The 15,704-nt window shown below is 45.8% G+C and carries 16 protein-coding genes; 4 read left to right on the forward strand and 12 right to left on the reverse strand.

Annotated elements, in window-relative coordinates:
* Positions 1-91: 91 nt before the first annotated feature.
* Both FOT42_RS15135 and FOT42_RS15140 read left to right on the forward strand, forming a co-directional pair.
* Positions 92-829, forward strand: a complete 738-nt coding sequence (locus tag FOT42_RS15135) for an MlaE family ABC transporter permease (RefSeq protein ID WP_151891369.1) — start codon at positions 92-94, stop codon at positions 827-829.
* A complete protein-coding gene (locus tag FOT42_RS15140) occupies positions 829-1,596 on the forward strand; it encodes an ABC transporter ATP-binding protein (protein WP_151891370.1) in 768 nt (255 codons plus the stop codon). The genes FOT42_RS15135 and FOT42_RS15140 overlap by 1 nt, the downstream gene beginning before the upstream one ends.
* Before the next feature lie 122 nt (positions 1,597-1,718).
* On the opposite strand, the gene FOT42_RS15145 is transcribed toward FOT42_RS15140, so the two are convergent.
* The 10 genes from FOT42_RS15145 to porV form a co-directional block, all read right to left on the reverse strand.
* Entirely contained in the window at positions 1,719-3,173 is a 1,455-nt protein-coding gene (locus tag FOT42_RS15145) for a DUF389 domain-containing protein (RefSeq protein WP_151891371.1), read from the reverse strand.
* Between the two features lie 4 nt (positions 3,174-3,177).
* Entirely contained in the window at positions 3,178-4,257 is a 1,080-nt protein-coding gene (locus FOT42_RS15150) for a mannose-1-phosphate guanylyltransferase (protein ID WP_151891372.1), read from the reverse strand.
* Between the two features lie 14 nt (positions 4,258-4,271).
* Positions 4,272-4,895 (reverse strand): SprT-like domain-containing protein, encoded by a 624-nt coding sequence (locus tag FOT42_RS15155; RefSeq protein ID WP_151891373.1) that lies wholly within the window; start codon positions 4,893-4,895, stop codon positions 4,272-4,274.
* 49 nt (positions 4,896-4,944) lie between these two features.
* Complete coding sequence (locus FOT42_RS15160; RefSeq protein WP_151891374.1) at positions 4,945-5,622, reverse strand: SDR family NAD(P)-dependent oxidoreductase; 678 nt, start codon at positions 5,620-5,622, stop codon at positions 4,945-4,947.
* Between the two features lie 78 nt (positions 5,623-5,700).
* Positions 5,701-6,690: a M28 family metallopeptidase gene (locus FOT42_RS15165; protein ID WP_151891375.1), complete on the reverse strand. Its 990-nt coding sequence runs from the start codon at positions 6,688-6,690 to the stop codon at positions 5,701-5,703.
* A gap of 116 nt (positions 6,691-6,806) precedes the next feature.
* Positions 6,807-8,438: a pyruvate dehydrogenase complex dihydrolipoamide acetyltransferase gene (locus FOT42_RS15170; protein ID WP_151891376.1), complete on the reverse strand. Its 1,632-nt coding sequence runs from the start codon at positions 8,436-8,438 to the stop codon at positions 6,807-6,809.
* A gap of 11 nt (positions 8,439-8,449) precedes the next feature.
* Positions 8,450-8,611, reverse strand: a complete 162-nt coding sequence (locus FOT42_RS15175) for a biotin/lipoyl-containing protein (protein WP_417938423.1) — start codon at positions 8,609-8,611, stop codon at positions 8,450-8,452.
* A 4-nt stretch (positions 8,612-8,615) separates the two neighbouring features.
* Positions 8,616-9,614: a pyruvate dehydrogenase (acetyl-transferring) E1 component subunit alpha gene (gene pdhA, locus FOT42_RS15180; RefSeq protein WP_072881139.1), complete on the reverse strand. Its 999-nt coding sequence runs from the start codon at positions 9,612-9,614 to the stop codon at positions 8,616-8,618.
* 81 nt (positions 9,615-9,695) lie between these two features.
* The gene (gene cdd, locus FOT42_RS15185) at positions 9,696-10,187 is read right to left on the reverse strand and encodes a cytidine deaminase (protein WP_151891377.1); all 492 of its coding nucleotides are present in this window, start codon (positions 10,185-10,187) and stop codon (positions 9,696-9,698) included.
* 79 nt (positions 10,188-10,266) lie between these two features.
* The gene (porV, locus tag FOT42_RS15190) at positions 10,267-11,418 is read right to left on the reverse strand and encodes a type IX secretion system outer membrane channel protein PorV (protein WP_151891378.1); all 1,152 of its coding nucleotides are present in this window, start codon (positions 11,416-11,418) and stop codon (positions 10,267-10,269) included.
* A 375-nt stretch (positions 11,419-11,793) separates the two neighbouring features.
* Between porV and gldJ the strand changes: the two genes are divergently transcribed.
* Both gldJ and FOT42_RS15200 read left to right on the forward strand, forming a co-directional pair.
* Entirely contained in the window at positions 11,794-13,446 is a 1,653-nt protein-coding gene (gene gldJ / locus FOT42_RS15195; protein ID WP_151891379.1) for a gliding motility lipoprotein GldJ, read from the forward strand.
* A 68-nt stretch (positions 13,447-13,514) separates the two neighbouring features.
* Positions 13,515-14,789, forward strand: coding sequence for a UDP-N-acetylmuramoyl-tripeptide--D-alanyl-D-alanine ligase (locus FOT42_RS15200; RefSeq protein WP_151891380.1), 1,275 nt, complete (start codon positions 13,515-13,517; stop codon positions 14,787-14,789).
* Positions 14,790-14,943: 154 nt separating this feature from the next.
* On the opposite strand, the gene FOT42_RS15205 is transcribed toward FOT42_RS15200, so the two are convergent.
* On the reverse strand, positions 14,944-15,309 hold the full coding sequence (locus FOT42_RS15205) for a hypothetical protein (RefSeq protein ID WP_151891381.1): 366 nt from the start codon (positions 15,307-15,309) through the stop codon (positions 14,944-14,946).
* Positions 15,310-15,696, reverse strand: coding sequence for a hypothetical protein (locus FOT42_RS15210; protein ID WP_151891382.1), 387 nt, complete (start codon positions 15,694-15,696; stop codon positions 15,310-15,312).
* Between the last annotated feature and the right edge of the window lie 8 nt (positions 15,697-15,704).

Here is a 15,704-nt window from a genome sequence, read left to right on the forward strand (position 1 = left end):
GCTATTCAATTATCACTTTTAAAAAGTTTAAATGAAGGTTAAATGCCCAACAATATTCTTATTTTTATCACCTCAAGCCCATATCGAGCACATGAAACATCTAGAAGCGATTGGAAAATACTTCATCATGGTCTGGGAAGTATTTAAAAAACCGACCAAATGGCCCATCATGAAGTCCTTGATCCTAAAGGAGATAGATGAGCTGATTTATGGGTCCATGGGAATCATCATCTTTATTTCCTTTTTTATCGGTGGGGTGGTCACCATCCAAACAGCCCTAAACCTGAACAGTCCCCTATTACCTAAAAGTCTTATCGGCTTTGCTACAAGACAGTCCGTGATCTTGGAATTTGCACCTACCTTCACCTCCATCATCATGGCGGGTAAAGTGGGGTCCTATATCACATCGAGCATTGGCACCATGCGGGTGACCGAGCAGATAGACGCCCTTGAGGTGATGGGTGTGAATTCCCTCAATTATCTGGTGTTCCCCAAGATCATCGCCACCATGATGTACCCTTTTGCCGTGGCCATTTCCATGTTCGTCGGCATATTGGGCGGATGGATAGCCGCAGTTTTCGGGGGGTATGCCCCAAGCGGGGAGTTCATCAAAGGGCTCCAGTTGGATTTTGACTCGTTCCATGTGACTTACGCTTTCATCAAATCGGTGGTGTTTGCCTTCGTGATCGCCACTGTACCTTCCTACCACGGTTTCTACATGAAAGGCGGTGCCCTTGAAGTGGGCAAGGCCAGCACCACATCCTTTGTTTGGACGAGTGTGGTCATCATCATAACGAACTATATCCTAACCCAATTACTGCTAGGCTAATGATAGAAGTTGAAGACGTACATAAATCGTTCGGGGACAACCATGTCCTGAAAGGGATCTCCACCGTTTTTGAAAAAGGGAAAACCAATCTTATCATTGGACAGAGTGGATCGGGAAAAACTGTTTTCCTCAAATGTCTCCTGGGCCTTTTTGAACCCGACGAGGGACAAATCTGTTATAACGGCCAATATTATTCGGAGCTTTCCAACAGCGAACGTCGCGATCTGCGACAAGAAATGGGGATGGTGTTCCAAGGAAGCGCCCTGTTCGATTCCATGACCGTGGAGGGGAATGTGATGTTCCCTTTGGACATGTTCACCAAACAGTCCAAATCGGAAATGCAGGACCGGGTGGATTTTGTGCTGAAACGCGTGAACCTGGTCGATGCCCATAAGAGATATCCATCCGAAATCTCGGGAGGGATGCAAAAGAGGGTGGCCATTGCCAGGGCCATCGTCATGAACCCAAAGTACCTGTTCTGTGATGAACCCAATTCTGGCCTCGACCCCAAGACCGCCATCTTGATCGACAACCTCATCCACGAGATCACCCAAGAATATGACATCACCACCATCATCAACACCCATGATATGAACTCGGTGATGGAAATCGGTGAAAAGATCATCTTCCTCAAAAATGGGTATAAAGAATGGGAAGGTACCAATAAGGAAATCTTCAAGACGGACAACGAAGCAGTGACCGACTTTGTGTATTCTTCCGAGCTTTTCAAAAAAGTGCGGCAAATGTATATCGAGGAACGGAATTAGTTTTTTGTTATTCAGTTGTTCCGTTATTGCTCACTGCAGCCTGAGCACTTATGATTTGGTGCTTGTACTTGCCACTTGAAACCAGAAACTTGCAAACTGACTTCTGGCTTATGACCATTAAATCACTCCACTTCTTTCACGACGATGGTAGAATCCCGCAAACGTATTTTTAACCACGTCTGCATTTTTTTGATGTCGGCCTCTTTTTGGGCATTCTGTATCCCTTGTTTCCATTTTACTTCAAAGACCGGAACCGTGTCCAATTTCTTAAAATCGGTCTGGATCTGGTACGAAAATCCCAATCGCTCGATGTTGCCGTAATTGGCCCTGGCCTCAGCACTCACATCTTTGAAAGGGACCTGTTTGCCCATGTTCTTTGTCAAAATGGCCACTTCCTCTTCCAATAGCCTGATCTGTTCATCCTTGTTCAGCAGATCTGCCTTGTTCCTTTCATACAGTTCGCTCACAAAATTGAATTTTTCCTCGGAATCGTCCCTTCCTCCTTGTATGACATGGAGTTCCGCATTCTTCAAACGGGAATATTGATTCTTTTGGGTCCTCCAAGTGTTCACTACATTTTCAGGGATAAGCTCATCCCCCATACAGACCACTTCGATGAGTGAAGATCCATCGTCCACATATTCAATCTTCGTGAGGTTGTCCACATACCTTCCCGCACCGTTGAACTGGTACACTTCGATGGTCTCATCCAAAAACTGCTGCGCCTGTTTTCTGAAAAGGGACTCCTGAAAGACATTATAAAAGGTGAAACCCGCCGGAATCATCACCAAAATACCCGTGATGGAAGCCAGTCGCGCAATCATACGCCTTCGCTGGGAATTGGCGTAGCGCACCATGGGGAACCGTAAAAACTTGATGACCAAAAAAGTGGCCAGACCAATAAAAATCGTGTTGATGGTAAACAGGTACATGGCGCCAGCCGCATACAAAGGTTTGCCTATGGCCAGCCCAAAACCTACCGTACAGAGTGGCGGCATCAATGCTGTGGCAATGGCCACCCCAAAGATCACGCTGGCTATGGTCCCTTTTTTGGCCCGGGCAATCACCAATGCCAAACCACCAAAAAAAGCGATCAATACGTCTCGGATATCCGGTTTGGTCCGTGCCAATAGTTCTGAGGATTCATCCCGAAGAGGGAAAAGGTAGAAGAACAGAAAGGCCGTGACCACACTCAGGACCACCATTACCGTGAAATTCTTCAGGGATCGCCTCAATGTATCGATATCGTTGATGGCCAAGGACATGCCCATACCCAAAATGGGGCCCATCAAGGGGGAGATCAACATCGCTCCGATCACCACCGCCGTGGAATTGGCATTCAAACCAACGGAGGCGATAAAAATGGAACAGATCAAGATCCATGAGGTGTGGCCCTTAAAAGTAATATCAGCAATGATGGATTCCTTGGTCGCCGTGGCATCCGTATTGGTACGAATCTCTAACAGCTCAGAAAGGAACTTCCGTACACTGCCCACAAGCCCCTTGAAATCCTTTTTTACCTCATCCCCACTATCCTGATTGGGAACAGCCCCTTTTTCCAGTTGATCTTCGCTCATATTTTTATGCAAACTTGTCGCCAAACGTTTCTTTCACTTGGCCCAATACTTTTTTGATGTCCTGTTGTTTGGACTTGGGGTAGATCAACAAGACCTCTTCCTTATCCACGATGATGTAATCTTCCAATCCGTCCACGACCACAATTTTCCCCTTTGGGGAACGGATCATATTGCCCTTGGCATTTTCCAACACAACACTGGCATTGACCACGGCATTGCCGGATGGATCTTTGTCCAATTTATCATACAGTGCTCCCCAAGTCCCCAAATCGTTCCAGTCAAAGGAAGCAGAAAGGGTGTATATGGAACTGGACTGTTCCAAGATGGCATAATCTATGGAGATGTTTTCCGCCTTGGCATAGTTCTCTTGGATGAATCCCTTCTCCTCCCCAGTATTATAGCAGGAAATCCCCTTGCCAAAAAGTTCATACTGCCCAGGTTGATAGCTCTTGAAAGCATCCACTATGGTCTGGACACTCCACATGAAAATACCTGCGTTCCAAAGGAAATTGCCCTGGGCCAAAAACTCCTTTGCCGTTTCATAATCCGGTTTTTCCCTAAACTGGGACACGGTTTTCAGTTTTTCGTCACTTCCTTTTTCAAATTCGATGTATCCAAAGCCCGTATTGGGGAATGTGGGCTGAATGCCCAAGGTGCAGAGCACGTTTTCCTTTTCACATTTATCGAAACATGCGGTGACATCCTTTTCAAAAGCCTCTTCATCCTCGATCCAGTGATCACTGGGCGCCACGATCATCACAGCGTTGGGATTCATTTTTTGGATTTTCAATGATGCGTAAAGAATACAGGGGGCCGTATTGCGCATAGCGGGTTCCAAGACCACCTGTTCCGGTTTTACCTTTGGTAATTGCTCCAGCACCAAGTCGTTGTAGCGTTCGTTGGTCAAGATCAGTATGTTCTCTGTGGGGATAAACCTGTTCAACCGATCGAATGTCTTTTGGATCAATGTCTTCCCTGTTCCCAACATATCGTGGAACTGTTTGGGGTTGGCGGTGGTGCTTACAGGCCAAAATCGAGATCCTACTCCTCCCGCCATCAAGACGGCGTAATAATTCTTGTTCATTTGTCTTGTTGCTTTTACATTGATGGCCCTTCAGGTCTATCTCGAACCAACTCTACTTCGGCATTGGGCTGGAACAAATATAACCTACCCGTGGACAACTCCACACATTCATAGCGTTTCACCTTTTTGTCCCCTTTTTGGAACAACCTTCCATTATATAGCCTAAAAATACTGCCTTTTGGCAATTCATACACATAACTCTCCTTTCTTTCCTCCTCATCAAATGCCTTGAGCGCAATGGACAAACGGGCATCCGTACTACTGCTTGCCTTTGGGTTCTTGAAATGGTTCGCAATGATGGGCAATAATTGATTTGGAAACACCTCTGGCCGGATGAACGGAACCATTAGATGTTGGAAGGTACGTTTCCACTCCACCCCATGCGGCAATATTCGCCGGCCATATTGTTCAAAGGCCACCAAATGCGCAATTTCGTGGATGAGCGTGATCAGAAATCGGTATTTGTTCAATGATGCGTTCACCGTGATCATGTGAAGCCCATTGGGCAGCCTACGGTAATCGCCATGGCGGGTGACCCTGTGGTTCACGATCTTGAGATGCACCCCATGGGTCTTGATGAGTTCAAAACATGGAGGTACGGCCCGTTCCGGCAAGTATTTTTCGAGTGCGGTGTTCACTGGAACAAAGATACATTTTAAGTACGGACTACCACTCTCGCAGTCATTGTCATGGCGTACTATTGCTCACCTGCAGCAACTTTCCGTTGTACAGCTTTTGCCCCGTCAACGCAAACTCCTTGATATATGTAGCCATTTCCAGAGCGGTCACGGGCGCCTGATAGCCTGGAAAGGCCTCTTCCAGCATTTCGGTCTGCACAGCACCCAAAGCCAGCACATTGAAACTGGGGCCGGTTTCCTTGAACTCTTCTGCCCAAAGCTCCGTCAACGTGATGACCGCCCCTTTACTGGAACTGTAGGCTGATAGTCCCGGGAACTTCACACTGCCCTGCACGCCACCCATGGAACTAATGGTGACGACATGGCCATTTTTACCCATTTTGGGCAGTACGGTCTTGGTAATTTCGGCCACACCGAACACGTTTACTTTGTAAACGTCCTCAAATTCCTTGGAGGTAATCTCCAAAAAAGGTTTGTTGAGCAAGCGACCCGCATTGTTGATAAGTACGTCCACAGTGTTCCATTCCTTCAAAAATCCTTTGAGTTGCCCATAATCATCAGGGTTGCCCAAATCAAAGGGGATTGCATGGACATTCGGGAGTTTCAAATCCTGGACAGGTCGAGCATTTCGGGATAGGGACAGGACATGGTGACCTTCTTCAGCAAAAAGTTTTACCAATTCAAAACCGATGCCCCTACTGGTTCCCGTGATAATGATGTTCGCCATGGCAGATACTATTTATTCATTCTGGGAACTAAAAATTCCCACCTACTTCGCTACGCCACTCGGAGTGACAATACTATGTTATTTTTTCTGGATTTCCTGCGTTGGTGCATTCGCAATGCCTTCCAACACGGGTATGGTTTTGTTCACCAAGGTGGCCATGTGTGCAAAATCCATGATGTCCGTCTCGTCGCCCACTTTGTGGTAATGGTCAAAATTGGTGAAATCGAAGGTGCAGAAAGTGTGTGAGGGCACTCCAAATTCTTGATAGAATGCATAATTGTCCGACCGCTGGAACAGGTTATATTCCTTGGCCGTTGGCAAAAATCCGACTAGGTTTTCCTTAGCATATTTGTTGCTCACTTCGGCCAGGTTGGACATATCGTATCCCGTGATGTACATAAAATAGTCCTTTCCCTGCAAGGGCACCCCTGTCATTTCAAAATTGAGCATGGCATACAGGTTAAGTCCCTGCTCCTTGAGCTTTTTCGCCAAATGCTTGGACCCCAACAGTCCTTTTTCCTCAGCACTGAATAGGGCAAAGATCAAAGTCCGCTTATTGGTTTTCTGAGTGCCAAAATATCGGGCAAACTCCATTACCGTGCTGGTACCTGAGGCATTATCATTGGCCCCGTTGGCTATGTCGTCCCCATTCTCTGCTTTCACGACACCGATATGGTCGTAATGTGCCCCGATAACAATATATTCATTCTTGAGTGCGGGGTCACTGCCTTCCACAATTCCCACAACGTTAAAAGATGGTTTCTCAAAATTGGAAAGGGTATCCCTATATGTTTCAAAATAGGGCTTCACTCCGCTGGACTTGAAATGGTTCTCAATATATTTTGCGGCCATCTCTATTCCCTCACTGCCAGAGTCCCGACCCTTTAGCTCATCGGAAGCCAAATAGTCCATTATTTTCCCAATGCGCTCTGCATCGGTAAATGTGCCTTCTCCCTTTTTGGTCGCTTCAGATCTGGATTTTGCCCCCAATGCTGTGGTCTGTTCAATTTTGCTTGGACCACAGGTCATCATGAAAAGGGCAGTAAAGGCATATAGGATTGTCTTCATGTTTTTGCTTTTTTGGATTTTCTAAAGATAAAAAAAGCATCCTAAAAAAGGATGCCTTTTGATTTATGTATTCTCGACTGCGCCTGTCTGCCGACAGGCATGCTCGAATTGACAGCTTATGCCAACATGGTCACGGGGTTTTCCAAATAGGCCCTCAGGGTTTGTAGGAATTGTGCTCCCACCGCACCATCGACTGTCCTGTGATCACAGGCCAGTGTCACCTTCATGGTATTGCCCACTACGATCTGTCCATTCTTGACCACTGGTTTTTCCACGATGGCCCCTACGGACAATATGGCCGAGTTGGGTTTGTTGATAATGGACGTAAATTCTTGGATACCGAACATTCCCAAGTTGGAAACCGTAAAGGTGCTTCCTTCCATTTCATCGAGCTTGATTTTCTTGGCCCTGGCCCTTCCTGCCAAATCCTTTACAGCGGCCCCAAGTTGGGTCAATGTAAGTTGATCGGCAAACTTGATCACGGGCACTACAAGACCTTCATCCACGGCCACGGCCACCCCCATGTGGATGTGGTGTTTGTATATGGTGGCCTCATCGGTCCAAGTAGTATTTACCTGCGGATGTTTTTTCAATGCCATGGCACATGCCTTCAATACCATATCGTTGAAAGATACCTTGGTATCGGGCAGATTGTTGATCTGTTCCCTAGAAGCTTTTGCATTGTCCATGTCCACTTCTATGGTCAAATAAAAGTGGGGAGCTGTAAACTTGGAAGCGCTCAAACTCTTGGTAATGGCCTTACGCATAGGGGAATTTTTCACCTCCTCGAAGCTTTCCTCTCCGACCGGCAAATTGACAGGAGCCACTGGGGCCGCTTTTTCCGCTGCTTTTTCAACGGTTGGTGAAGTCGCTTGCGAAGGTGTAAAGTTCTCAATGTCCTTTTTCACGATTCGTCCGTGGTCTCCACTACCTTTTACTTGTGATAGGTTGATTCCTTTTTCACTGGCTATCTTCTTCGCCAAAGGCGATGCCAAAATACGGTTGCCATCCTGTGAAGTAGTTTGGACTTCAACTGCCTCAGCTTTTTCAGCCTTAGGTTTATCTTCTTCCGTTTTTTCAGCTTTGGGGGCACTGGAGCCTCCACCTGCTTGTGCTTTCAATATGGCATCCACATCGGTTCCTTCTGGGCCTATGATGGCCAAAAGTGAATCGACTGGGGCGCCTTGGCCTTCTTCGATACCGATGTGCAACAATGTCCCTGAATAGAACGATTCAAATTCCATGGTGGCCTTATCGGTCTCGATTTCGGCCAATATATCACCTTCCTCTACCTTATCGCCTACTTTTTTCAACCAGCTGGCCACGGTTCCTTCTTCCATGGTATCACTCAAACGGGGCATGGTCACAATTTCCACGCCATCCGGAATTGAACTGGGGGCACTTGCCGGAGCTTCGCTTTTTTCGGCTTTGGGCTCGGGCTCGCTTTTTGTTTCTTCTTTTTCTTTAGCAGGGGCCGCACCTCCGTTCAAAAGAGCGGAAATATCCTCCCCTTCTTCTCCGATGATGGCCAAAAGTGAATCGACTGGGGCTCCATCGCCCTCTTCAATGCCGATATGCAGGAGCGTTCCTTGATGAAAGGATTCAAACTCCATGGTGGCCTTATCGGTCTCTATCTCGGCCAATATATCGCCTTCCTCTACTTTGTCCCCTACTTTTTTGAGCCATTTTGCCACGGTTCCTTCTTCCATGGTATCGCTCAATCTAGGCATGGTGATTACTTCTGCCATCTACTTAAAGTTTATGTTGTAAAAATGGATAGTCTTCTTGTTCGTACACGGTGTCGTACAATTGCNAATATATCGCCTTCCTCTACTTTGTCCCCTACTTTTTTGAGCCATTTTGCCACGGTTCCTTCTTCCATGGTATCGCTCAATCTAGGCATGGTGATTACTTCTGCCATCTACTTAAAGTTTATGTTGTAAAAATGGATAGTCTTCTTGTTCGTACACGGTGTCGTACAATTGCTCCTTTGGTGGGAAATCCGACTCTTCGGCAAACTGTTCGCACTCGCTCACCAAATCTTTCACTCGCTTATCGATTTTCTTGATCTCGTCCGCAGTTGCATAGCCTTTTTCCAAGATAATGTCCTTCACTTGGGTGATGGGGTCAATTTTCTTGTACTCTTCCACTTCTTCCTTGGTCCTGTAGTGCTGTGCATCAGACATGGAATGACCACGGTAACGGTAGGTTTTCATTTCCAAGAAAGTAGGTCCTCCCCCGGTACGGGCCCTTTCCACGGCCTTGTCCACTTCTTTGGCCACTATCGCAGGATCCATCCCGTCCACAGGACCACAGGGCATTTCATAGCCCAAGCCCAATTTCCAGATCTCGGTGGAGTGTGAGGTACGGGCCACCGATGTTCCCATGGCATATCCGTTGTTCTCACAGATGAAGACCACGGGCAATTGCCACAACATGGCCAAGTTGAAGGATTCGTGCAGGGAACCTTGTCTCACTGCCCCGTCGCCCATATAGCAAAGGGTCACGGAATCCCTTTTGAAATATTTGTCACCGAATGCCAATCCGGCACCCAAAGGAATCTGTCCACCCACAATTCCATGTCCACCATAAAAGCGGTGTTCTTTGGAAAAGATGTGCATGGAGCCTCCCATCCCTTTTGAAGTACCTGTCACCTTGCCATACAGCTCGGCCATCACCCTTCTGGGATCCACACCCATTCCGATGGGCTGGACGTGGTTACGGTAGGCGGTGATCATCCGGTCCTTGGTGAGGTCCATGGCATGGAGTGATCCAGCCAGAACGGCCTCTTGACCATTGTACAGGTGCAGAAAGCCCCTGACCTTTTGTTGAATATATACTGCGGCCAATTTGTCCTCGAACTTTCTCCAGAACAACATGTCCTCATACCATTTGAGGTAAACTTCTTTGGTGATTTTTTTCATCAACTGTAGTATTAATTGAAATCCCCCTTCGGGGCGAGGAGCAAAAATACATATATATCTCCTTTTGGAAAAAGAATTGATTTAAGAATCGCCCAAAAATGAACTGTTGAAGGCCAAGGGCAAAATATCGGCCAACGAACTACATTTATAAATGGGTCCTTTCTCCCCTTTGAGCAATATGGAAATGGGTGATTTTTGCTTTTGCTCGTATTCGATGATGGACTGTCTGCAATTGCCACATGGTGCTGCCGGAACATCCACTTGGTGTTCTTCCGAGGCTGCGGTTATGGCAATGGAAACAATGGGAACACCCGGAAACCTTGCCCCCGCCTGAAAAACGGCCACCCGCTCGGCACAGAGCCCGGATGGATAGGAAGCATTCTCTTGGTTGCTCCCAATGACCGTTTCCCCATTTTCCAACAGAACGGCCGCACCCACCCTGAATCGCGAATAGGGCGCATAGGCACTTTCCCTTGCACGCACTGCGGCACTTAACAATTTTTGCTCGTTTTGTGACAACTCATCATCGCTTTGGAAAATGAGCAGTTCAAAGGCAATCCTTTTTTTCTCCATTCATGTTTCGGTGTATCCCAAAAATAAGAAAACCCATCCACGGGGATAGGTTTTTGGGATAATATTATGTTGTTCTTTATCAGTCGTTGAAAAATTCCTCCCCAAAGTTGAAGGTCAGCGAAAAACGCAGGGTATTCTCCAATGGGTTCCTGACCTGCGAAGTGGAGAACAGATAGGAAAGGTCTATCTGCGCCGTTTTGTACTTGAACCCTGCACCCAAAGTGAAAAACTTTCTAGATCCCTTTTCCTCGCTCTCATTGAAATAACCACTTCTCAGCATGAAGGCCTCCCTGAACCGATATTCGGCACCAAGCGCCCATGTGACTTCTTTGAGTTCTTCACTGAAACCGTCGGGGGCATCTCCAAAAGACTCAAAAATCCCATTAAAAAAACTGATGTTTTGGTATTCGGTGTTGTCCTCGATATCAATGTCCCCATCCCCATCAAAATCCCTGGGCGTGGGCACCAATAACTTGTTGAACTCTGAATTAAGGGCCAGGACATTGTCCTGATCAAAGATGAAATCAAACCCTGCCCCAAACTTAAGATTGGTGGGCAAAAAGTTTTCTTGGCCGCCCTCGTCATATTGAAGTGAACCACCAATATTGGATACATTGAAACCCAATCTCCATCGGCCATTATAGTTATTGTAAGCTATTTCCGGAGACCGATAGAACCCTGCCACATCCACTGCAAAGGCATTGGCTGCCTGCGAATCCTGTGTCCCGTCCTGGAACCTTAGGTTCGAACTGATGAACCTTCCCGCCACGGCCATGGAAAAACTCTGGCTCAATTTTAAGGAATAGGACCCATCCAAAGCAAATTCATTGGGCTTAACCAAAGTAGCCTCTTGCTCAATGGTCTGGCGAAGCTCTATATCCCCAAGACCGAAATAGCGCAGTCCAAAAGCAAAGGCGCTCCTATCATTGAGTTTGTTGTAATAGTTGGCGCTCAGCAGGGACACATCGTTCACAATGGTCTCCAAATAAGGGGTATAGCTCACCCCAACTCCAGATTTCTGGGTGGCAAAAGCATATTTGGCCGGGTTCCATTGTTGTGAATACGCATCAAAAGAAGTGGCAACACCCATATCCCCCATTCCAGATGCCCTCGCATCCGCGGCTATGGTCAAAAAAGGGACTGCCGTTGTGATCGCTCTTTCTTGCTGAGCACTTGTCTGTTCGGTTAAGGCTACAGTAAGAAGGACTGCCAATATCAGTAACTTTTTCATTCTATGATTTAAGCGTTTAGTAAAGTTTTGCTCCAAAAAGCTTTGGATACATTACAACATAAACGGTGTTTTACTCAAATTCTTGTAATGGGACGTGTTTTTTTTAATGCATTAATAGGTAGAGGTCTGCCCATACCACCAGCCATAATTTCCATGGAACCGTTAAAAGCCAAACATTCAATACTATTTCACATCCATTTGCGTTACAAATGTATAGCAAATGTTGGCGACGACATTGCCGCAATTATTTGACGAGCACAAAATATAATGGCAAAAACATCGTTCTAATGCCATCGAAAGGATTAAATAAGATCAAAACAAGTTGAATTGACTGGGGCGGAAACCCCAAGTTTTTTAAGCACTCAAGCCCAAATTATGAAAAAACACCTTATTAAAGTTGTACTTTCTTGCACCGTTGTAATGGGAAGTTTTTCCAGTTGTAAAAACTCCTCTTCTTCCAAGGATGTTTCCAGAGCCACTGGGTGGAAAATAAATGCCAAAGAAGGCGGATTCCAATACAATTCGGACTTCAAGGAGCAGGAAACCCCTCCAGGAACTGTTTTCGTTGAGGGCGGAACCTTCACCAAAGGCCAAGTCCAAGACGACATCATGCACGATTGGAACAACACACCTACACAACAGCACGTCCAATCCTTTTACATGGACGAAACCGAGGTGACCAATGTGATGTACCTTGAGTATTTGGATTACCTGAAGGCAGTCTACCCTCCGGACAACCCCAATTACGCAAACATCTATACCGGTGCCCTACCCGATACTTTGGTATGGAGAAACCGATTGGGCTTCAACGAGACCATGACCAACAACTACCTCAGACACCCCGCCTATGCCGAGTACCCCGTAGTCGGTGTAAACTGGGTACAGGCCACTCAATATGCCGAATGGAGAACGGACAGGGTGAACGAAGTGATGCTGGAAAGGGAAGGTTATTTGGCCGAGGATGCCAAATACAAAGTATTGAACGGCGAAGTCGACGGCACCTTCAGCACCGAGGCCTACCTGAACAATCCTGAGTCCGTTTATGGGGGACAGATAGATTCCCTTCAAGGAAAACAAAAACGTGATTCCATCAATGCGTTCGCCAAAAGAAGCAGTGGTGTCATCATGCCGGAATATAGGCTTCCCACTGAGACCGAGTGGGAATATGCGGCCCAGGCCCTCGTGGGTACCCGGGAGTACAACAACTACCGAGGAAGGAAAAAATATCCATGGGAAGGTGACTATACCCGTAACGGACAGCGTGTGGGACGCGGGGACCAATTGGCCAACTTCAAGCAAGGCAAGGGTGATTACGGCGGTATTGCCGGATGGTCCGATGACGGTGCCGATATTACCGCAGAGGTAAAATCATACAAGCCCAATGATTTTGGTCTATATGATATGGCCGGAAACGTGAGCGAGTGGGTTGCCGACGTGTATCGACCCATTGTGGATGACGAGATCAGCGATTTCAACTACTATAGAGGAAACGTATTCATGAAAAAGGCCATCGGGGAAGATGGCAAGGTCGAAATCCTACAGGACAAGATCGTGTACGACACATTGCCCAACGGAAAAATTGTGGCCATCAATCTGCCCGGCGAGATCAAAGAAGTCCCTGTGACCGAGCAGGAGACCTATTTAAGGACCAATTTTGACAAAAGTGACAACCGTGGTTTCAGGGATGGCGATCCAGGATCATCCAGGTTCTTTGACAAGTTCAACGATGAAGAGGACAATAGAAAGATGTATGATTCGCCCAAGCACAAGGTAGAGCGTGATTCCACAGGAAAACTCGTTCGCCAGTACGACACCTCCAACTACAGGACCTCATTGATCAACGACGAGGTACGTGTGTACAAAGGTGGTTCATGGAGGGATAGGGCCTTCTGGCTAGACCCTGCCCAACGCAGGTACCTGCCCCAATACATGGCAACCGACGATATTGGATTCCGATGTGCGATGTCAAGGGTTGGATCCAAGTCCAAGACCAACAACAAAACGGTCAGACATAAAAAAGCCAAATAAGCACATATCCTAAAGTATTTTAAAAAAGCCCCGATCAAAACATCGGGGCTTTTTTCTATCTTCGGTCCATGACTTTGGAACAGCTTCACGCTCTTTTCTCAGAGCACTCCACCATATGTACGGACACCCGGAAAATAACGCCCGGCTGTCTTTTTTTCGCTTTAAAAGGCCCCAATTTCAACGGCAACGCCTTTGCCAAGGATGCCTTGGAAAAAGGCGCGGCATACGCCATCATCGATGAGGAAGAGTATAAGACTTCGGATCGGTTCGTGCTATGCGAAGATGTTTTGAAAACCCTTCAAGACCTCGCCACATACCACAGGAACCAAAGCAATGCCAAAGTGGTTTCCCTGACCGGAAGCAACGGAAAAACAACCACCAAAGAGCTCATCAATGCCGTACTTTCCAAAAAGTACAGGACCATCGCCACCAAAGGCAACCTGAACAACCATATTGGGGTCCCGCTCACCCTTTTGTCCATAAAGGACGATACCGAGATGGCCATCGTGGAGATGGGGGCCAACCATATAGGTGAAATTGCCATGTTGAGCAAGATTGCCCAGCCCGATTTTGGGTACATCACCAATTTTGGAAAGGCACATTTGGAAGGTTTTGGAGGTGTTGAAGGGGTGATAAAAGGCAAAAGCGAACTGTATGATTATCTGATTTCGAAGGACAGACATATTTTCATGAATGCCGATGACCCTATCCAACTGGAAAAGTTGGGTACCTACATCAAAAAAATAGGGTTCAGCACAAAAGACCCACAGTATTACAACATCAAATTCATTGAAGCCAATCCGTATGTGGTCCTTGAGGTGGAAGGAATACGCATGCAAACCCAACTTATTGGGAAATATAATTTTCCCAATTGCTGTGCCGCCATATTGATGGGAAAATATTTCAATGTCCCCTTGGATGATATCAAAACGGCCATTGAATCGTACCAACCCCAAAACAACCGTTCGCAGATCATATCCAAAAACGGTCATGAGATTATACTGGACGCCTACAACGCCAACCCTACGAGCATGAAGGCCGCTTTGGAAAACTTCAGTTTGATGGACGCCACGAACAAAATCCTCATCATTGGGGATATGTTCGAGTTGGGCGAAACTGCGGCCGAGGAACACCAAGCTTTGGCCGACCTGTCCCAGAAATTGGGCTTTGATAATGTCTTTCTTGTTGGCCAGAACTTTTTCAAGACAAATGCCATTGCCAAAAAGTTCCAGACCTTTGAAGATTTGAAGGAGTATGTTCTAAAAAATCCATTTGAACAGGGCACTTTCCTTATCAAGGGCTCCCGTGGCATGGCCTTGGAGCGGGTGTTGGATGTACTGTAGACCTATCGTTTAATTTAGTATTGCTAACGGTCTTGTACATGAAAATAGCGGGTTTTAAGTGCTAATTTTCGGTCTATAAATAACCTTTATTATATTATTTATCTTTCATTTACGCACTAAGACCGCTATTTTTTATATACGTTGTTACCCAACGTTATTTTACTGGATTTTCCTTTGTCGACCATCTATATCCAATTCCAGGTTCTCTTTGCCAATATTTACTATGGAATTGTTTCATAGATGCTTTAAATTGTCCTAAAATCAGTATCGAATCACTGTTAGAAGGCAAAGACTCATCATCGAGAAGGTCTAGAAATTCAACAGTCGGTTCATCCTTAAGTATGTCCTTTAGTTGCTCTAAAACTCTATTAACACTTTTTACTTTGAACTTGTTAAGTGGTTCGTCCGGCTTTTTCTTGGAAAATTCTTTCATTTCAAGATAAATAGATTCTATCAATTTATCGAGCATCTCAAATTTTTCAATTTCTGCTTCAGTTGGTAAATGATTTTTTTTTGCCATTTATTTTATATTCAATTTTTTTGGTTTGATAGTTTTAATACTTGAAGCTTCTCCGTCAACTATCCAAAACCAACCATGTTCATAATCTTTTGTAGTGATATTATCGCTTCTCAATTTTTCTAGACAATTAAGATATTGCTCGAAAATCATAGTTACATCACTATTAGTTGGTAAATCGTCATCATCAAAACTATCAAAACCTTGTAACGGTTTATAATCTTCTGTCAGTAAACCGTTTGCATCAATTAAAAGTTGATTAATAAATTTTAATTTGAATTTATTTACTGCGTCATTAGGACTTTTGCGGGATAACAAACCTATCTCTTTATAAATTCCATCAATTTGACTCTGTATTTTTTCAAATTTAAATACTTCTGTTTCAGTCATAATTTAAT

The sequence above is a fragment of the Flagellimonas hadalis genome (assembly GCF_007785775.2).
GTDB lineage: Bacteria > Bacteroidota > Bacteroidia > Flavobacteriales > Flavobacteriaceae > Flagellimonas > Flagellimonas hadalis.